This is a genomic window from Achromobacter pulmonis (assembly GCF_021733725.1).
GTDB lineage: Bacteria > Pseudomonadota > Gammaproteobacteria > Burkholderiales > Burkholderiaceae_B > Achromobacter > Achromobacter pulmonis.
Map to the genome: position 1 here is coordinate 3,590,992 of NZ_JAIFOT010000001.1, position 17,819 is coordinate 3,608,810.

General features: G+C 67.2%; 17 protein-coding genes and 1 tRNA gene. 8 read left to right on the forward strand and 10 right to left on the reverse strand.

Going from position 1 to position 17,819, the window contains the following annotated elements:
- Positions 1-88: 88 nt before the first annotated feature.
- The 6 genes from cysS to K2W61_RS16705 all read left to right on the forward strand — a co-directional run bounded on the left by cysS (position 89) and on the right by K2W61_RS16705 (position 6,010).
- Entirely contained in the window at positions 89-1,543 is a 1,455-nt protein-coding gene (gene cysS / locus K2W61_RS16680) for a cysteine--tRNA ligase (protein ID WP_175141447.1), read from the forward strand.
- A gap of 20 nt (positions 1,544-1,563) precedes the next feature.
- A complete protein-coding gene (locus tag K2W61_RS16685; RefSeq protein ID WP_175135784.1) occupies positions 1,564-2,208 on the forward strand; it encodes a DNA-3-methyladenine glycosylase family protein in 645 nt (214 codons plus the stop codon).
- 36 nt (positions 2,209-2,244) lie between these two features.
- The gene (locus K2W61_RS16690) at positions 2,245-3,210 is read left to right on the forward strand and encodes an acetyl-CoA carboxylase carboxyltransferase subunit alpha (protein WP_175135781.1); all 966 of its coding nucleotides are present in this window, start codon (positions 2,245-2,247) and stop codon (positions 3,208-3,210) included.
- 59 nt (positions 3,211-3,269) lie between these two features.
- On the forward strand, positions 3,270-4,352 hold the full coding sequence (tilS, locus tag K2W61_RS16695) for a tRNA lysidine(34) synthetase TilS (protein WP_236756095.1): 1,083 nt from the start codon (positions 3,270-3,272) through the stop codon (positions 4,350-4,352).
- A gap of 211 nt (positions 4,353-4,563) precedes the next feature.
- Positions 4,564-5,829 carry an aspartate kinase gene (locus K2W61_RS16700; protein WP_175135782.1) on the forward strand — a complete coding sequence of 422 codons (1,266 nt, stop codon included), beginning with the start codon at positions 4,564-4,566 and terminating at the stop codon, positions 5,827-5,829.
- A gap of 88 nt (positions 5,830-5,917) precedes the next feature.
- Positions 5,918-6,010 (forward strand) — tRNA-Ser (locus K2W61_RS16705).
- A gap of 46 nt (positions 6,011-6,056) precedes the next feature.
- Here the strand turns inward: K2W61_RS16705 and K2W61_RS16710 are convergent.
- The 10 genes from K2W61_RS16710 to K2W61_RS16755 all read right to left on the reverse strand — a co-directional run bounded on the left by K2W61_RS16710 (position 6,057) and on the right by K2W61_RS16755 (position 13,438).
- The gene (locus K2W61_RS16710; RefSeq protein ID WP_175135783.1) at positions 6,057-6,287 is read right to left on the reverse strand and encodes a FixH family protein; all 231 of its coding nucleotides are present in this window, start codon (positions 6,285-6,287) and stop codon (positions 6,057-6,059) included.
- Between the two features lie 22 nt (positions 6,288-6,309).
- Positions 6,310-7,800: a cytochrome c oxidase accessory protein CcoG gene (gene ccoG, locus K2W61_RS16715; RefSeq protein WP_236756097.1), complete on the reverse strand. Its 1,491-nt coding sequence runs from the start codon at positions 7,798-7,800 to the stop codon at positions 6,310-6,312.
- Positions 7,793-8,767, reverse strand: a complete 975-nt coding sequence (gene ccoP, locus K2W61_RS16720; RefSeq protein ID WP_236756098.1) for a cytochrome-c oxidase, cbb3-type subunit III — start codon at positions 8,765-8,767, stop codon at positions 7,793-7,795. The genes ccoG and ccoP overlap by 8 nt, the downstream gene beginning before the upstream one ends.
- The gene (locus K2W61_RS16725; protein WP_236757008.1) at positions 8,764-8,940 is read right to left on the reverse strand and encodes a CcoQ/FixQ family Cbb3-type cytochrome c oxidase assembly chaperone; all 177 of its coding nucleotides are present in this window, start codon (positions 8,938-8,940) and stop codon (positions 8,764-8,766) included. Before K2W61_RS16725 ends, ccoP begins: the two co-directional genes overlap by 4 nt.
- Positions 8,940-9,638, reverse strand: a complete 699-nt coding sequence (ccoO, locus tag K2W61_RS16730) for a cytochrome-c oxidase, cbb3-type subunit II (protein ID WP_236756099.1) — start codon at positions 9,636-9,638, stop codon at positions 8,940-8,942. The genes K2W61_RS16725 and ccoO overlap by 1 nt, the downstream gene beginning before the upstream one ends.
- Positions 9,639-9,648: 10 nt before the next feature.
- The gene (ccoN, locus tag K2W61_RS16735) at positions 9,649-11,136 is read right to left on the reverse strand and encodes a cytochrome-c oxidase, cbb3-type subunit I (protein ID WP_236756100.1); all 1,488 of its coding nucleotides are present in this window, start codon (positions 11,134-11,136) and stop codon (positions 9,649-9,651) included.
- Between the two features lie 185 nt (positions 11,137-11,321).
- A complete protein-coding gene (ccoS, locus tag K2W61_RS16740) occupies positions 11,322-11,486 on the reverse strand; it encodes a cbb3-type cytochrome oxidase assembly protein CcoS (protein WP_175135982.1) in 165 nt (54 codons plus the stop codon).
- On the reverse strand, positions 11,483-11,659 hold the full coding sequence (locus K2W61_RS16745; RefSeq protein WP_236757104.1) for a hypothetical protein: 177 nt from the start codon (positions 11,657-11,659) through the stop codon (positions 11,483-11,485). Before K2W61_RS16745 ends, ccoS begins: the two co-directional genes overlap by 4 nt.
- A gap of 31 nt (positions 11,660-11,690) precedes the next feature.
- A complete protein-coding gene (locus K2W61_RS16750) occupies positions 11,691-12,725 on the reverse strand; it encodes a c-type cytochrome (protein WP_236756101.1) in 1,035 nt (344 codons plus the stop codon).
- Positions 12,722-13,438: a c-type cytochrome gene (locus tag K2W61_RS16755; RefSeq protein ID WP_175135693.1), complete on the reverse strand. Its 717-nt coding sequence runs from the start codon at positions 13,436-13,438 to the stop codon at positions 12,722-12,724. Before K2W61_RS16755 ends, K2W61_RS16750 begins: the two co-directional genes overlap by 4 nt.
- Before the next feature lie 292 nt (positions 13,439-13,730).
- Here K2W61_RS16755 and K2W61_RS16760 point away from each other — a divergent pair, with 292 nt between their 5' ends.
- Both K2W61_RS16760 and K2W61_RS16765 read left to right on the forward strand, forming a co-directional pair.
- Positions 13,731-16,502: an ATP-binding protein gene (locus K2W61_RS16760; protein WP_236756102.1), complete on the forward strand. Its 2,772-nt coding sequence runs from the start codon at positions 13,731-13,733 to the stop codon at positions 16,500-16,502.
- Entirely contained in the window at positions 16,499-17,812 is a 1,314-nt protein-coding gene (locus tag K2W61_RS16765) for an EAL domain-containing response regulator (protein WP_236756103.1), read from the forward strand. The genes K2W61_RS16760 and K2W61_RS16765 overlap by 4 nt, the downstream gene beginning before the upstream one ends.
- Positions 17,813-17,819 lie beyond the last annotated feature (7 nt).

Genomic DNA, 17,819 nt, shown 5'->3' on the forward strand with positions numbered 1-17,819 from the left:
CCAGGCGGCAAGCCCTGCAGGTATCGTCCTTGGGGCGCAACTTTTTCCGCGGCCGTCCCGGAAAGAACTGGATCACATCACTCGCGCCATGCTGCAAATCTACAACACGTTATCGCGTACCAAAGAACCGTTCAAACCGGCCCAGGCCGGCCAGGTGCGCATGTACGTGTGCGGCATGACCGTGTATGACTTCTGCCACCTCGGCCATGCCCGCATGCTGGTGTCGTTCGACGTGGTGCAGCGCTGGCTGCGCGCCAGCGGCCTGGCGGTCGACTACGTGCGCAACATCACCGACATCGACGACAAGATCATCCGCCGCGCGGTCGAGACCGGCCGCCGCATCGGCGAGGTCACCGAGTTCTACATCGCCGCGATGCACGCCGACGAGCGCGCGCTGGGCGTGGCCTCGCCCGACCGCGAGCCGCGCGCCACCCAGTACGTGGGCGAGATGCTGGACATCATCGGCAAGCTCGAACGGAAAGGCCTGGCCTACCAGGCCGACGATGGCGACGTGAACTACGCGGTGCGCGGCTTCGAGGGCTATGGCAAGCTGTCCGGCAAGACACTGGACGACCTGCGCGCCGGCGAGCGCGTGGCGGTGGGCTCGGCCAAGCGCGACCCGCTCGACTTCGTGCTGTGGAAGTCGGCCAAGGAAGAGGAACCGGCCGACACCAAATGGGAGTCGCCCTACGGCCTGGGCCGCCCGGGCTGGCACATCGAGTGCTCGGCCATGAGCAAGTCGCTGCTCGGCCTGCCCCTGGACATCCATGGCGGCGGCCCCGACCTGAAATTCCCCCACCACGAGAACGAGATCGCCCAGACCGAGGGCGCTTTCGGCGGCGTGCTGGCCAACATCTGGATGCACTGCGGCCCGCTGATGGTCGATTCGGACAAGATGTCCAAGTCGCTCGGCAACTTCCGCACCATCCGCCAGACCATCGCCCAGGGCGAGCCGGCGGCCGACGTGGCCGACTACCGCGTCAACCCGCGCGAGGCCGAGATGGTGCGCTTTTTCATCGTGCGCAACCACTACCGCAGCCCGCAGAACTACACCCCGGACAACCTGATCGACGCCCAGAACGCGCTCGACCGCCTGTATCAGGCGCTGCAGAACGTGCCGGCCGACGATCAGGGCATCGACTGGAACGAACCCCAGGCGCAGGCCTTCAAGGCCGCCATGGACGACGATTTCAACAGCTCGGGCGCGGTGGCGGCTTTGTTCGAACTGGCCTCCGAGACCAACCGCGGCAAGCGCGCCCGCAGCGCCGGCCAGCTCAAGGCCCTGGGCGGCCTGCTGGGCCTGCTGCAACAGGACCCGGCCGCCTACTTCCAGTCGCCCACGCGCTATTCGGCGGCCGGCATGGAGCAGGGCGCGCGCGCTGAACTCGACGCCGCCGCCATCCAGGCCCTGATCGATGCCCGCGCCGCCGCCAAGGCGGCCCGCGACTTCGCCGAGGCCGACCGCATCCGCGCCGAGCTGCGCGAAGCGGGTATCGAGCTCGATGACAAACCCGGCGGCCTGACGCAGTGGCGTCGGGCGTGACCCCCCTGGATACCCCGGACATGTCCATCGCCGCCACCGAGATTCCCAAGCCCGACTATTGGGAAGCCGCCGTCGCCCACCTGATGCGGCGCGACCGCATTCTGAAAAAAATTATTCCCCAGCACCCCGAGGTCTGGCTGACCTCGCGCGGCACGCCGTTCGTGACGCTGGCGCGCGCTATCATCGGCCAGCAGGTCTCGGCCAAGGCCGCCGACGCCGTCTGGGACAAGTTCCTGGAAGCGGCCGGCAAGCGTCCCACCCCGGTGGCGGTGTTGCGCGTCGGCCTGGAAGGCCTGCGCGCGGCCGGCCTGTCGCAGCGCAAGGCCGAATACGTGCTGGATCTGGCGGTGCATTTCGGCGAACGCCGGGTGCATCCCGAGAAGTGGGCGGCCATGGACGACGAGGCCGTCATTTCGGAATTGACCGCCATCCGCGGCATCGGACGCTGGACGGCGGAGATGTTTTTGATTTTCAATCTGCAGCGGCCCGACGTTCTGCCGCTGGATGATCCTGGGTTGCTCAAGGCAATCTCGCTACACTATTTCAGCGGCGAGCCTGTCTCGCGCTTCGAGGCTCGCGAAGTCTCGTTGGCGTGGCAACCCTGGCGTACCGTGGCAACCTGGTATCTGTGGCGCAGTCTGGAACCGACGCCGGTCCAATACTGACGCAAGCCAGGTCGCCCATCTACGGAACCACACTACATGCGCAATACATTTCTGGAATTTGAACAGCCGCTCGCCGAGCTTGAGAACAAGATCGAGCAGCTGCGCTATGTGCAGGCCGATTCGGCGGTGGACATCTCCGACGAAATCGGACGTCTGCAGCAGAAGAGCCAGTCGCTGGCCAAGGAAATCTACGCCAAGCTCACGCCTTGGCAGACGGCGCTGGTCGCCCGCCACCCCCAGCGTCCCTACACGCTGGACTATGTGCGCGAGATCTTCACCGACTTCCATGAACTGCACGGCGACCGCATGTACGCCGACGACCAGTCCATCGTGGGCGGCCTGGCGCGCTTCAACGGCACGCCCTGCATGGTGATCGGCCACCAGAAGGGCCGCGACACCAAGGAACGCGCCGCGCGCAACTTCGGCATGCCGCGTCCGGAAGGCTACCGCAAGGCCCTGCGCCTGATGCGCCTGGCCGAGAAGTTCGGCATTCCCGTGTTCACCTTCGTCGACACCCCGGGCGCCTATCCCGGCATCGGCGCCGAGGAACGCGGCCAATCCGAAGCCATCGGCCACAACCTGTACGCCATGGCCGAGCTGAAGGTGCCGGTGATCGTCACCATCATCGGCGAAGGCGGCTCGGGCGGCGCGCTGGCCATCGCCGTGGGCAACGCCGTGCTGATGCTGCAGTACGCCACCTACGCGGTGATCTCGCCCGAAGGCTGCGCCTCGATCCTGTGGCGCAGCGCCGACAAGGCGCCCGATGCCGCCGAGGCGCTGGCCATCATCGCCCCGCGCCTGAAGGACCTGGGCCTGGTCGACCGCGTCATCAACGAACCCGTGGGCGGCGCGCACCGCGATCCGCGCGTCATGGCGCGCCTGCTGCGCCGCGCGCTGGGCGATGCCCTGCGCCAGCTGCAGGGCATGACGCCCGAGCAATTGGTGGAACAGCGGGTGCAACGCCTGCTGTCCTACGGCGCCTTCCAGGAAGTGCGCGCCTGAGCGACGCGCGCGCCGGCGCATGCCGGCGCCGCGGCCGCCTCCGGCCCGCGCCCGCCACCATGAATTCCCGGCCTTGCGCGCCCGCCGCTGCCATCGCCGGGACCGTCTTCCCCCATCCCGTATCGCCCGAGCTGGCCTCGGCCCTGCGCCGCGCCCTGCAAGCGCTGCCGCAGCCGCCGGCGCGGTTCGCCGTGGCCGTCAGCGGCGGCGCCGACTCGGCCATGCTGGCGCTGCACGCGGCCGCCGTGGCACGGGAAACGGGCGCCGGCGTGGTGCTGCTGCATGTGCACCACGGTCTGCAGGACGCCGCCGATGGCTGGCGTGACCAGGTCGAGGCCTTGGCGGACCTGCTCGGGCTGCCCTTGCGGCAGGCCCGGGTCGCGGTCGCCACGGCCGGAGGCCAGGGTATCGAGGCCGCCGCCCGCGACGCCCGCTATGCCGCGCTGGCGCGGCTGGCGGCCGAGGAAGGCGTCGGCCTGATCCTGCTGGCGCATCATCGCAACGACCAGGCCGAGACCGTGTTGCTGCGCCTGCTGCGCGGCACCGGGCTGGGCGGCATGGCGGCCATGGCGCTGCTGACCTCGCGTGATGGCCTGGCCTATCTGCGGCCGTGGTTGGAGCAGGACCGGGAAACGATCCTGCGAGCCGCGCGGCAATTCGCCGACGCCACTGGTTGGCACGCGGTGCAGGACCCGACCAACGCCGATCCGCGCTACACCCGCGCCGCGCTGCGCGAGCTGCTGGCGCCGGTGCTGGACGCGCGCTGGCCCGGCTGGCGCGCCATCGTCGCCCGCCATGCGCGCCACGTGGCCCAGGCCAACGAGATCCTGGACGAGGTGGCGCGCGAGGACTTCGCCGCGCTCGAACCGGGGCCGGACGGCGCCAGCTTCTCGCTGGCGGCCTGGCGCCGGCTGTCGCCGGCGCGCCAGGTGCATGTGCTGCGCCACTGGCTGGAGCGCAATGGCGCCCGCATGCCGACCGAGGCGCGCATGAACGACCTGCTGCGGCAATTGCGCGGGCTGCACAGCCTGGGGCATGACCGGCAGTTGCGGGTGGAGCAGGCCGGGCACCTGATCCGCTGCCATCGCGGGCGGGTCTGGGTCGAGCCGCGCCCGGGCGTGGGCACGCTGGCGCCACGCTAGCGCAAGGCTGGCCCGGCCGGCGCAGGAGGGCGCCGGGTGGGCGGAAATCCGCCGGGGCCGGTCAAATTCCGGCCCGAACGACAAATTCCGGAAAAAATGACCGTTCCGTGGAAAGAAAATTCCATGGCCTGCGCAAAATTTTACCGTCGAGATAGAATATGAGGTTTTGCCCGTCACGACTCTTGCGGCGGGTTTCCAGCCAGAGTACGAGATGTCCCTGATCGTTCATAAATATGGCGGTACCTCGATGGGCTCGGTCGAGCGCATCCGGAACGTGGCGCGACGCGTCGCGAAGTGGCACGCCGCCGGCCACCAGGTTGTCGTGGTCCCCTCGGCCATGGCGGGCGAAACCAATCGCCTGCTGGGCCTGGCGCGCGAGATCGCGCCCCAACCCGACGCGCGCGAGCTCGATATGATCGCCGCCACCGGGGAGCAGGCCAGCAGCGGCCTGTTGGCCATCGCGCTGCAAGCCGAAGGCGTTCCCGCCCGCAGCTACGCCGGCTGGCAAGTGCCGGTGCGCACCGATTCGTCGTTCACAAAAGCGCGTATCACCTCGATTGACGACGCCCGCATCCGCGCCGACCTCGATGCCGGCCGCGTGGTCATCGTCACCGGCTTCCAGGGCGTGGACCCGGACGGCCACATCACCACCCTGGGCCGCGGCGGCTCCGATACCTCGGCCGTGGCCGTGGCGGCGGCGCTCAAGGCCGATGAATGCCTGATCTACACCGATGTGGACGGCGTCTACACCACCGATCCGCGGGTGGTGCCGGAAGCGCGCCGCATGGCCGTCATCTCTTTCGAGGAGATGCTGGAAATGGCCTCGCTGGGCTCCAAGGTGCTGCAGATCCGCTCGGTTGAATTCGCCGGCAAATACCGTGTGCCGACGCGGGTGCTGTCCTCGCTGACCGACCCGCTCATTCCGCTCGACGAAGAAATGTGTTCGGGCACGCTGATTACTTTTGAGGAAGACGAAAAAATGGAAGCCGCCGTTGTTTCAGGCATCGCCTTCAGCCGCGACGAAGCCAAAATCACCCTGCTGGCCGTGCCCGACAAACCCGGCATCGCCTTCTCGATCCTGGGTCCGGTCGCCGCCGCCAACATCGACGTCGACATGATCGTGCAGAACCAGTCCGTGGCCGGCACGACCGATTTCTCGTTCACCGTGAACCGCAACGAGTTCGCGCGCGCCGTCGACCTGCTCAAGCGCGAAGTCATCCCCGCCGTGGGGGCGCGCGAGTTGTCGACCGACGAGAAGGTCGCCAAGGTCTCGATCGTCGGCATCGGCATGCGCTCGCACGTGGGCGTGGCCAGCCTGATGTTCCAGACGCTGTCGCAGGAAGGCATCAACATCCAGATGATCAGCACCAGCGAGATCAAGACCTCGGTCATCATCGACGACAAGTACATGGAACTGGGCGTGCGCGCGCTGCACAAGGCCTTCGGCCTGGATCAGGCGCCCGCCGCCAAGGCCTGAGAGAAACCGCTTCGGCACGTTTTTTTCCCGTCCGCAGCCTGGCCGCGGGTGACAGGATAAAAAGTCGTGCTAGAATCTCGTTCTCTTCGGAGATGTGCCCGAGAGGCTGAAGGGGCTCCCCTGCTAAGGGAGTATGTGGCTAAAAACTGCATCGTGGGTTCGAATCCCACCATCTCCGCCAGATACAGGCAGCGCGTTGAACCGCGATGTCTCAAAACCCGCAGAAGCTAACGCTCTGCGGGTTTTTCTTTGGGTATCCTTGCCTCCTGCTCGATCACCAGCCCGCGCTTGACCACGCCTTCCTGGATCGGCTGGTCGCCGAACTGCGTATAGGCCAGGTAGATGGTGACGGCGCAGCCGACCACCGCCAAGAAGGGCCCGGCCATCAGGAACCAGGGCCAGAATTCGCGGTACCAGGGTTTGACCGCCAGCGGCGCGGCAACATGGGCAGTATTCATCGTCGGCATCCTTTATTCGATATCACTCGGGCACATAGAAACTTGCGGCTTCCTCGGTCTCGATCGACCGGCTGCCATGGTCCTGGGCGCGGGCGCGCAAGGTGATCGGATGGGCGCCAGGCACGGCGCCGGCCGGCATGCGGATCACCATCGGCACCAGCTTGTTGGCCGCCGCCGCCACCTCCACCACATCCGACTCGCTTTGTCCGGCGCGCACCGCCAGCCCGGGCAAGCCCTCGGCCGACAGCCGCAGCCGCAGCGGCGCGTCCGAGGTGTTGATGATCTGCAGTCGGTAGACGTTCTCGATCATGCCGCCGGCCACTTCCCGGCCCAGCACGCCGCGGTCGCGGATCACGTCCACCCGCAGCGGGTTGCGCAGCGCCAGCGATGTCACGAAGGCCACCGCCAGCGTGAGGATCAGCGTGCCGTAGATCAGCACGCGCGGGCGCAGCAGGTGCGCGCGCGCGCTTTTCGTCGACAGGCCGTCCAGCATTGCCCGCTCGGACGTATAGCGGATCAGCCCGGGCGGGTACTGCATCTTGTCCATCACCTGTTCGCAGGCATCGATACAGGCGCCACAGCCGATGCACATGTATTGCAGGCCTTCGCGGATGTCGATGCCGGTCGGGCACACCTGCACGCACAGGCTGCAGTCGACACAGTCGCCCAGCCCCGCGGCCTTGTGGTCGACCTTGCGCGAGCGACCGCCGCGCGGATCGCCACGGCGCTTGTCGTAGGTGACCACGAAAGTATCGGGGTCCACCATCACGCTCTGGAAGCGCGCGTACGGGCACATGTACTTGCACACCGACTCGCGCATGAAGCCGGCGTTGCCCCAGGTGGCGAAACCGTAGAACACCATCCAGAACCACTGCCACGGCCCCAATTGCAGCGTGAACAGCTCGTGGCCCAGCTCGCGGATCGGGGCGAAGTAGCCGATGAAGGTCGAGCCGGTCCACCAGGCCAGCGCGATCCACAGAAAGTGCTTGGTGATCTTCAGGCGCGCCTTGCGCCAGGTCCAGGGCGATTCGTCCAGGCGGATGCGGGCCACGCGGTCGCCTTCGACCTTGCGCTCGATCCACATGAAGATCTCGGTGTAGACCGTCTGCGGACAGGCGTAGCCGCAAAACAGCCGGCCGGCCACCGCGGTGAACAGGAACAGCGCCAGCGCCGAGATCACCAGCAGCACCGCCAGGTAGACCACGTCTTGCGGCCACAGCACCAGGCCGAACAGGTAGAACTTGCGCGCGCCCAGGTCGAACAGCACCGCCTGGCGGCCGTTCCATTGCAGCCAGGGCAGGCCGTAGAAGATCAGTTGGGTCAGAAAGACGAAGACGATGCGCCAGCGGGCGAAAATGCCGCTGACCGAGCGCGGGTAGATCTTGCTGCGCACGCCGGCCAGGGTCTGCTCCAGCGTCTCCTGGCCGGGGCGCGGCGGCCGCACATGCGGGCGCCAGGGCGGCGGGTCGCCGCCAGGCGGCGTGCTGACGCTTGCGGTTGACCCATCATCCATGGGGCAATGCCTGGTCGGCCGAGGGGGCGGCCGGGGCTGGCTGGGACGGCGCCTCCGGCTTGTTCGACAGGCCCCAGACCCAGGCCGTCAGGATCTTGATCTGCACCGGGCTCAGGATGTCGCCGTGCGCCGGCATGTGGTTTTCGCGGCCTTCCAGGATGGTCCGGGTGATGGAGGTTTCCGAACTGCCGTAAAGCCAGACTTCGTCGGTCAGGTTGGGCGCGCCCAGGACCGGGTTGCCTTTGCCATCCGCGCCGTGACAGGCGATGCAGTATGTCTGGTAGCCATGCTGGCCGCGTAATACCCGCTCGGGATCGGCTGCCAGGCCCGACAGCGAACGCACGTACTGCGCGATGTCGCCGGCGGCCTTGGGATCGATGACTGATTTCCACGGGGGCATCACGCCGACGCGGCCATTGGTGATGGTCTGCATGATGGTATCGGGCGAGCCGCCATACAGCCAGTCGTTGTCGGCCAGGTTGGGAAAGCTGGGGCCGCCCTTGGCGTCGGAGCCATGGCACTGCGCGCAGGTGTTCAGGAACAGGCGCTGGCCGATTTCGCGGGCGCCGGGATCGGCGGCGATCTGCGGTATGGTCATCGTTTCGAAGCGCGCGTAGATCGGACGCACGGCTTCGGCCATCCTGGCCTGCTGCTGCGCCACTTCGTTGGCGCTGCTGTAACCCAGCTGACCTTGGTACGAGCCCAGGCCCGGCATGAGGAACAGGTAAGCCAGCGCGACCGCGCAAGCCAGCAGGAACATCCAGGTCCACCAGCCCGGCACCGGGTTGTTCAGTTCCGTGAGGTCGCCGTCCCAGACGTGGCCGGTGTCCTCCACCTGGCCGCTTCCGGCCGGCTGGACGCCGAGCCAGCGGCGTTGCGAGTACAGCAGCCACACGCAAAAGGCCACGCCGCCGACCGCGACGATCGAGATGAAATACCCCCAGAAGCCGCTGACGAAATCGCTCATGGCCGGTTCGCTCCATCTTGTTGTGCCGGCCCGAACTCATCGGGCAGCGCGAACGGCAACATGGCCGATTCGCCGTTGGCGCGCTGGCGGCCGCGCGAGCAGGCCCACCAGACGATGCCGAAAAAGGTTGCCATCGAGATGGCGGTGACGATGGCGCTCAGCAAGACCATGATCAGCCTCCCGCGGCGGCGGCTTGCGAAGCCTGGCTGGCCTTCCGGGCCTCTTCGGCCTTCTTGGCCTGCTGCGCCTTGCGCACGCCCACGCCCAGCCCTTGCAGGTAAGCCACCAGCGCGTCCTCTTCGGTCTTGCCCTCGATGGCCTTGGGCGCCGCCTCGATTTCCTCGTCGGTGTAAGGCACGCCCAGGGCGCGCAGCGCGCGCATGCGCTGTGCGACGTTCTGGCCGGTGATCACCGTCTTTTCCAGCCACGGGTAGGCCGGCATGTTGGACTCGGGCACCACCTGGCGCGGGTTGCGCAGGTGGATGCGATGCCAGTCGTCGGAGTAACGCTCGCCCACGCGCGCCAGATCTGGACCGGTGCGCTTGGATCCCCACAGGAAGGGGTGGTCGAACACCGACTCCGAGGCCAGCGAGTATGGGCCATAGCGCTGTACTTCGGCGGCCAGCACCCGGATCTGTTGCGAGTGGCAGCCGACACAGCCTTCGCGGATGTAGACGTCGCGTCCCATCAGCCGCAGCGGGCTGTAGGGTTCGACCCCCGCCACCGGCTGCGTGGTGCTGTGCTGGAAGAACAGCGGCACGATCTGCACCAGCCCGGCGAATGACACCACCAGGATGCTGGCGATGATCATCCAGCCGATGTTCTTTTCGAGCGTCTGGTGGGAAAAGAAGCCTTGTTGCTTGTTGGCCATGATGTCCTCGTCAGGCAGTGGCTGGCGCGGCGACGGCCTGCGGGTGGTCCTGGGGTGGGATGGCGGGGTCAACCGCCTTAGCGCCGCTGACGGTCTTCCATACGTTCCAGGCCATGATCCAGATGCCTGACAAGTACAGCATGCCGCCGAGCAGGCGGATCAGGTAGTACGGCGTCCGTGTCTTGAGTTCCTCGACGAAGCTGTACACCAGCGTGCCATCGGGTCCGGTGTCGCGCCACATCAGGCCCTGCTGCACCCCGGCGATCCACATCGCGGTGATGTACAGCACCACGCCGATGGTGGCGATCCAGAAGTGCAGCTCGATGGCCTTGACGCTGTACATCTTCTCGCGGCCATACAGGCGCGGGATCAGGTAGTAGAGCGAGCCGAACGAGATCATCGCGACCCAGCCCAGCGCGCCCGAGTGCACGTGGCCGATGGTCCAGTCGGTGTAGTGCGACAGCGCGTTCACGGTGCGGATCGCCATCATCGAGCCTTCGAACGTAGCCATGCCGTAGAACGACAGCGCCGTCACCATGAACTTCAGGATCGGATCGGTGCGCAGCTTGTACCAGGCGCCCTGCAGCGTCATGATGCCGTTGATCATGCCGCCCCAGGACGGCGCCAGCAGGATCAGCGAGAACGCCATGCCCAGCGACTGGGTCCAGTCGGGCAGCGAGGTGTACAGCAGGTGGTGGGGCCCGGCCCACATGTAGGTGAAGGCCAGCGCCCAGAAGTGGACGATGGACAGGCGGTACGAGTAGATCGGACGGCCGGCCTGCTTGGGCACGAAGTAATACATCATGCCCAGGAAGCTGGTGGTCAGGAAAAAGCCCACCGCGTTGTGGCCGTACCACCACTGCACCATGGCGTCCTGCACGCCGCCGTAGGCCGAATACGACTTCCACAGCGTCACCGGCATCTCGATGTTGTTGAAGATGTGCAGGATGGCGATGGTCAGGATGTACGAGCCGAAGAACCAGTTGGCCACGTAGATGTGCTTGGCGCGGCGCTTGATGATGGTGCCGAAGAACACGATGGCGTAGGCCACCCAGACCAGCGTGATCAGGATGTCGATGGGCCATTCGAGTTCGGCGTATTCCTTGCTGCTGGTGTAGCCCATCGGCAGGGTGATGGCGGCGGCCACGATGACCGCCTGCCAGCCCCAGAAGGTGAACGCGGCCAGCCGGTCACAGAAGAGGCGGGCTTGACAGGTGCGCTGGACCACGTAGTACGAGGTCGCGAACAGGGCGCTGCCGCCGAAGGCGAAGATCACCGCGTTGGTGTGCAGCGGGCGCAGGCGGCCGTAGCTGAGCCAGGCGGTGTCGAAATTCAACTGAGGCCAAATCAGCTGCGCGGCGATGAGAACGCCGACGGTCATGCCGACAATACCCCAGACCACCGTCATGAGCGCGAACTGCCTCACGATCCTGTAGTTGAAGGTATCGGCCTTGTGGAATGCGTTGGCCGTGCTTGCGATGGCGGCGTAATCGTTCATTACCCCCCCTTTTGTAAAAACAACAGCTTCAAGTTTCAATGATGAGGAGCGATCTGGAAATGGGATTCGATCCGAATCAGTCCCTGCCATCAGCCTGGCGAGCCGATAGCCGCTTCATCGTTATCTGCATGCGCGGGTGGCCGGGATTCTTGTCGGGAGAAGCGAGGCGCCCCATGGCGCGGGCATCATCCACCACGCGAGGCCGGACCGCTGTCATCGTCGCGCAGGATGGCGGTGCCGGCGTTGTCGGTGTCGTCGTACTGGCCGTTGAATACCGCCCACCACAGCGACACGCCGATGGCCAGCACGAACAGCAGCGACAAGGGCAGCAGCAGGTAGAGGATGGTCATGGCGCGGCCCCCTGCGCATCGCCGGGCGCCTGGCTGCCCGGCCAATCGTGGCGCGACAGCCGCCACGAGTTGTACGCCACCGCCAGCGACAGACGCACCAGCGCGTGCCGGCGCTGCTGGCGGTCGGCCTCGGGCAGACGCCGAGGCTGGGCGAAGATCGATTGGTATCGCATGCGGCAGTACGGCTTGACGTCGCCTCCGGTTTTAGCGCCCGGCGCCTTGCGCCAACTTGCCGCCGGACGGCGGCGCGGCGCTTCCGAGCAGGTGGCCGTTGATCTCGATGCCGTACAGCGAATCCTCGGAATCGTGGTACTTGGCGCGAGTCCTGGCCACGGATTCGGTGTAGCGGGGATCTTGGGGGCGTTCATGCGCATTCATGAAGTAGGCCACGTCCCAGGCCTCCTGGTCGCTTAACAGACCCCCACGGCCCAATGGCATGTTGACCTTGATGAACCCGGCGGCGTTCTTTATCTGATGCATGCCGGCTCCCCAGTTGAAGGAGTCGGGCCCCCACAGGGCCGGGAACACCCAATGCGCGCCGTTCTTCTGGCCCTGGCCGTGTTCGCCGTGGCAGACGGCGCAGTTCTGGGCGTAGACCTGGCTACCGCGCAGGTAGTCGGCCTTCCGTGGCGGCGGCGGCAGCTTGGGATAGCCCTGGCCCTTGAGTGGCACACCGGTGGGGGCGTTGCCGGCGAGCCAGAACATGTATGTCTGCAGGGCGATCAGGACCGGATCATCAGCCGCGGGTGGCTTGCCGTTCATGCTGAAGCGGAAACAGCCCTGCAATCGTTCGGCGAGCGTGTTGACGTGGCCGTTCTTGGCGCGATACGCGGGGTACAGCACGTAGGCGGCCCACATCGGCGCGGAGTCAGGACGACGGCCAGCGTCCAGATGGCAACTGGCGCAATTCAGATTGTTGCCGGCGAACTGGGGGGCCTTCTGCGGGGTATGCAGGAAAATCTGCTCGCCCTGGCGGACGGTCTTGCCGAATGCCGTGTCCGGCAGCGAAGCGGCTGTTGGCGGCGCGAAAGCCGCGCGGGTATCCGTGCGCGCGGTGGGCGCCGCGGGAAGGGCCGGCGTTTGAACAACAGGCGTATCGGCCGCCGGTCGAGGAGGGGACGTTGTCGGATACGCCGGGCCCGCGCGCCGGATCGCGGTGATCAGCACGATGGCGCCCAGAAAAAATAGCGCAAGGACGGCAGCCTGTAGCGGACGGAGGCGGGAGGATGGCGAGATCATGGTTCGGCTTTCGCGGCGTTTGCGGCAAACTGGTCGGCGGCCTTGGGCAGGCCGGCGTAGTAGGCGGACACCGCGTTGATTTCCGCGTCCGTCAAGCGCGTGGCGACGGACGCCATCAGACCCAGCGGACCCGGCGGACGCCGGTTTTCGCGCCACAGGCGCAATTGTTCCGCGATGTAGGCGGCGGGCTGGCCCGCCAGGCTTGGGAAATGGGCGCCCACACCGATACCGCCAGGGCCGTGGCACTGGTTGCAGGCGGGTACGTTTTTGTCCCAGGCGCCGCGAATGGCGAGCCAGGCGCCGACCTCGTCGGGCTTGGGCGACTGCAGCGCGGTGGCGGCCAACCGGTCGGTGTCCAGGGGCAGGGGCAGCGCGGCGTAGAACTGCGCCACGGCCTCGCGTTGCGCCGGGTCCAGGGTCTTGGCGATGGCCGTCATGACCGGGCTCAGGCGAGAGCCGTTGGCGATGGCCTCGAGCTGGTCTTTCAGATAGGCGGCGCCAGTGCCAGCCAACCGCGGAAAGTTGGCCACTGGATTGCCTTCGCCGTGAGCACCGTGACAGAGCATACAGGCGGGGCCGCCGTTGGCGCCGTGGGTGCTTATCAATGATCCGTCAGGCGCGTCCTGCGCTGCGCCGGGCCGTGTCGAAAGCAGGCAGGAAACGAGAATCGCAACGCCCGCCCGGCGGGCGACGGATAGAAGGCGAGGACGCATGGGGAAAAGCTCCGCCGAAGATTTTGTCGTGACTATATTTCCAAAGACGACGACGTAGAACCGCTACGCCTCAAAGGTAGGACACAAAGATCATGCGGGCGCAGACGCCATATTTGCGCCCGCGCATGCCCGAGGCGTTTTCGCGGCGCCGGGGCCGCGGTAAGGCGGCTGAATCGGTCTGCCGCGCTTTGAGAATATTCTTGGTTCGGCCGCGCAAGCTGAAATCTATGATCGCCAGATGATCGTAGACCTCCGTTCCCGGGAAGCGTTGACGGCGGCTCCAGGCCTGCCCATGCTTCTCCTGCACATGTTTGCCGTGGCGCTCACGGCATGCATCCTGGTGGGAACGGCGCTCTACGCGTATTGGTCGTTCAACGGCGAGGTCTCGAAATACCGCCGCCGCATGAATGCCGGCGCCTATAACGCCCAGCTGTATTTCGACCAGCGCGAGGCGCTGCTGCGCTCGGTGGCGGCCTCGGCGGTGCGCAACACCGACCACATGCCGGTCGCGCGCACGCCCAAGACCTTCGGCGCCACCGGCCAGATCAGCGTGACGCCGCTGGTCGACGCCGCCGGCGCCTACGAATGGGCCCTCGTCCTCACGCCGCGCGATCGCGCCAATGTGGCGCAATTGCGCGCCCACATCGTCTATGCGCCGTCTTCCGACGATGTCGTCACGCGCCTGCCGATCCGCGCCGATGGCGGCGCCGCGCCCATGTCCATCGAAACCGCCCGCTGGCTGGCCCAGTCCTTGCGCCTGCGCAACGCGCGGCCGGAGCCGGATGGCCGCACGCCCATCGTCTGGCTGCGCCCGCCCATGGACGAGGCCAATCGGTTGTTCCTCTATACCCCGGCCGACGTCGCCGGCGAGGAACGCACCTGGATCGGCCTGGAGGTCGGCGGCCTGGGCAGCATGGTCGAGGCGGAATGCGCCAGCGACGGCGCCGGCTATGCGTTGTACGACGGCCATGGCGTCATGGCCCTGCATGGCGGCCACCTGCCATCGCGGGTGGACCAGACGCCGGCCCTGCTGTCGCGCGATTCCTTCCGCCTGCGTGGCGACGGTTGGTGGCCGCAGACGCTGGTGCTGGTCAAGTCGGTTGGCGAGGCCGGCTGGCGGCTGGCCTATTACGTGCCCATCGGCGATCTGCTCGAAGACGGCGCCGGCGCGTTCTGGGCCGCGGGCGGCGTGGCCATGGCGCTGATCCTGCTGGTGCTGCTGGCGGTGCGCCATATCCGCGACCGGCTGGTGCGGCCGGCGCGGCGCCAATACGAGGCGCTGGTCGACAGCGTGGCGCTGAACCGCAAGATCGTCGACGTGGCGCCGGTCGGGCTGTGTCTGCTGCGGCGCGCCGATGGCGCCTTGCTGCTGTCGAACACGGCCGCGCGCCAGTGGCTGGGCGAGCAGGACCACTGGCGCCAGGCCCTGTTGCGGGCGGACGCCGGGACCATGGGCCAGGAGTACACGCTCGCCGATGGCCGCAGCGCCTACGTGGCCTTCGCCGCCACCACCTACCAGTCCGAGGACGTGGTGCTGTGCGGCATCAGCGACATCACTGCCCAGAAGAACGTCGAACGCGCGCTGCGCCAGGCCAAACAGGCGACCGACCGGGCCAGCGAATCCAAGGCGATGTTCTTCGCCACCATCAGCCATGAAATCCGCACGCCGCTCTATGGCATCCTCGGCACGCTCGAACTGCTGGCGTTGACCGGCCTGAGCGACCAGCAGCAGCAATATCTCGGCACCATCCAGCAATCGTCCTCGACCCTGCTGCGCACCATCAACGGCACGCTCGATCTGTCGCGCATCGAGGCCGGCCGCGAAGAGCTCGACATCGGCGCGTTCTCGCCGGCCGATCTGGCCGAACAGGTGATGGCGAACTACGCCGCGCGTGCCCGCGCCAAGGGGCTCGACGTGTACGCGGTCACCGAGGTCGGCATGCCGAAGACGATGCTGGGCGATTCGATCCGCATCCTGCAGATCCTCAACAACCTGGTCAGCAATGCCGTCAAGTTCACCGAGGCCGGCCGGGTGGTGCTGCGGGCCAGCGCCACGGCCGATGGGCCGGGCCGCGCGCACTTGCGGTTCCAGGTGGCCGATACCGGCCCGGGCATCTGCGAAAGCCACCGCGCGCGGCTGTTCGAGCCATACTTCCGCGCCCCTGCGGGCCATGTCAGCGACATCGCCGGCACTGGCCTGGGGCTGACGATCTGCCGGCGCCTGTCCGACCTGATGGGGGGCTCGCTGTCGGTGGTGAGCGAAGAAGGCTTGGGCACCAGCATCTCGTTCTGCCTGACGCTGGAAACCGGCGAAGCGGACGCCGGCCCGCCGGTGACGCTGCGGCGGCTGCCGGTATATGTGGACGGGGCGGTGCCGGAGGTCGTCGACAACGTGCGTGGCTGGCTCGACGCCTGCGGCGCGATCGCGTTGCCCTACCGCCAGGCGGCCGACGGCGCCGAGCCGGACGGGGCGGTGCTGGTGCAGACCTGGCCGCCATCGACGCCAGAGCCGCGCTGGACGCGCCAGCGCGTGCGGGTGCTGGCCCCCGGCGCGCAGCAGGGCGCCTTCATGGCCAATGCCGTCTGCGGTGCCGCCAGCGCCTTCAATCCCGTCAGCATCTGCCGCGCGGTGCAGATGGCGCAGGACGGCGTCGAGCGCGGCGCGCTGGGCGCGGACGGCGCACCGCAGCGGCCGCTCGGGCTGCGGGTGCTGGTGGTCGAGGACAACGTCATCAACCAGCTGATCCTGCGCGAGCAGCTCGAACACCTGGGCTGCGTCGCGACCCTGGCCAACAACGGCGACGAGGCATTGCAGCGGTGGCGCGAGCAGCCGTTCGACCTGGTCCTGACCGACCTGAACATGCCCATCGTCAATGGTTATGAACTGACGCGGGCCTTGCGGGACGGCGGCCACGCCGGCCCCATCATCGGCCTGACCTCCAGTTCGGCCGCCGAGATCGCCCAGCGCGGGCTGGCCGCGGGCATGAGCCAGGTGCTGTGCAAGCCCCTGCCTTTCATGGTCTTGGCCCAGACCCTGCGCGGCGTCGCAAAGGACATGACGTGAAACAGCTTTCCGACTACAAAGTGCTGGTCCTGGACGACCACGCCCTGCAATGCCTGCACCTGCGGGACCTGCTGCAGCATGCGGGCTTTGGCCGGGTGGACACGGTCGACAGCGCCAGCGAGGCGCTCGACCGCATCCGCGCCGAGGGCCACCACCTGGTGGTAATGGACATCAGCATGCCGGGCATGGACGGGGTCCAGTTCATCCACGAACTGGCCCGCCTGAACCTGCGGCCGATCCTGGCCGTGGTCACCGCGTGTTCGCGCCGCATGGCCAACAGCGTCGGCCTGATGGCCAAGGAGAACGGCTTTTCGATGCTGGGCGCCTTCGTCAAGCCCGTCACCGGCGAGCAGATCGCCGGCCTGGCCGAACGCCTGCAGCAGCGCGTCCCGCCGCAGGCGGCCGGCGCATCGGCCGACCCGGCCGACAACCGCCACCTGCTGGACCGCGACAGCATCGAATCCGCGCTGCGCGACGGCAGCATCCAGGCCTGGTTCCAGCCCAAGAAGTCGCTGGCCTCCGGCGCCATCGTCGGCGCCGAGGCGCTGGTGCGCTGGAAGCACCGCGGCCTGGGCCTGATGCTGCCGGGCTCGTTCCTGCGCACGTTGCGCCAGTACGGTCTCGACCACGAGTTGTTGACGCGCATGCTCGCGGACAGCCTGACGGCCTATCGCGCCTGGCGCCAACGCGGCTTTCGCGTGCCGGTCTCGATCAACCTGCCGGTCAGCCTGCTGGACCGGCCGCAGTTGCCGGACGAGTTGTACGAGCAGGTCACTCTTGGCGGCATTCCCGCCGAGGACGTAACATTCGAACTCCTGGAAGACGACATGACCGTGACGCCCGGCAATTACTATATGGGCGCGAGCCGGCTGCGGCTGAAGGGATTCGGTCTGTCACAGGACGATTTTGGCAAGGGCTACAGTTCGATGTACAGCCTCATCTCCACGCCGTTTACCGAACTGAAGATCGACCGCGCCTTCGTGCATGGCGTCACCCGCGACGAGGTTCGCGCGGCCGCGCTGGTGGCATCGGTGCAGTTGGGGCGGCAGTTGGGGCTGCAGGTCACGGCCGAGGGCGTCGAGACCATGGAAGACCTGCAATTCCTGCGCCGCATCGGCTGTGACTGCGTGCAGGGATTCCTGATTTCGGCGGCGGTGGATCTGGCGGCGTTCAACGAGCTGCTGGCCAATGAACCCCGCCATGGCGAGCCGCGTCCCTCCGTCCCGCGCGAGCCGGCGGCGGGACGGCGGCGCGGGGTCAACGGGCAACAGGGCCTGTGCGGGGATCCCTTTCGTGTGAACAGGCCCTAGAAGCATC

What these genes read in the sequence shown, in the direction of transcription:
- ccoN (WP_236756100.1), bottom strand. Translation starts at nt 11,136, where the DNA reads ATGAACGATTACGCCGCCATCGCAAGCACGGCCAACGCATTCCACAAG.
- ccoP (WP_236756098.1), bottom strand. Translation starts at nt 8,767, where the DNA reads ATGAGCGATTTCGTCAGCGGCTTCTGGGGGTATTTCATCTCGATCGTC.
- K2W61_RS16750 (WP_236756101.1), bottom strand. Translation starts at nt 12,725, where the DNA reads ATGATCTCGCCATCCTCCCGCCTCCGTCCGCTACAGGCTGCCGTCCTT.
- K2W61_RS16760 (WP_236756102.1), top strand. Translation starts at nt 13,731, where the DNA reads ATGCTTCTCCTGCACATGTTTGCCGTGGCGCTCACGGCATGCATCCTG.
- K2W61_RS16700 (WP_175135782.1), top strand. Translation starts at nt 4,564, where the DNA reads ATGTCCCTGATCGTTCATAAATATGGCGGTACCTCGATGGGCTCGGTC.
- K2W61_RS16745 (WP_236757104.1), bottom strand. Translation starts at nt 11,659, where the DNA reads ATGCGATACCAATCGATCTTCGCCCAGCCTCGGCGTCTGCCCGAGGCC.
- ccoG (WP_236756097.1), bottom strand. Translation starts at nt 7,800, where the DNA reads ATGGATGATGGGTCAACCGCAAGCGTCAGCACGCCGCCTGGCGGCGAC.
- K2W61_RS16755 (WP_175135693.1), bottom strand. Translation starts at nt 13,438, where the DNA reads ATGCGTCCTCGCCTTCTATCCGTCGCCCGCCGGGCGGGCGTTGCGATT.
- ccoS (WP_175135982.1), bottom strand. Translation starts at nt 11,486, where the DNA reads ATGACCATCCTCTACCTGCTGCTGCCCTTGTCGCTGCTGTTCGTGCTG.
- tilS (WP_236756095.1), top strand. Translation starts at nt 3,270, where the DNA reads ATGAATTCCCGGCCTTGCGCGCCCGCCGCTGCCATCGCCGGGACCGTC.
- cysS (WP_175141447.1), top strand. Translation starts at nt 89, where the DNA reads ATGCTGCAAATCTACAACACGTTATCGCGTACCAAAGAACCGTTCAAA.
- ccoO (WP_236756099.1), bottom strand. Translation starts at nt 9,638, where the DNA reads ATGGCCAACAAGCAACAAGGCTTCTTTTCCCACCAGACGCTCGAAAAG.
- K2W61_RS16685 (WP_175135784.1), top strand. Translation starts at nt 1,564, where the DNA reads ATGTCCATCGCCGCCACCGAGATTCCCAAGCCCGACTATTGGGAAGCC.
- K2W61_RS16690 (WP_175135781.1), top strand. Translation starts at nt 2,245, where the DNA reads ATGCGCAATACATTTCTGGAATTTGAACAGCCGCTCGCCGAGCTTGAG.
- K2W61_RS16710 (WP_175135783.1), bottom strand. Translation starts at nt 6,287, where the DNA reads ATGAATACTGCCCATGTTGCCGCGCCGCTGGCGGTCAAACCCTGGTAC.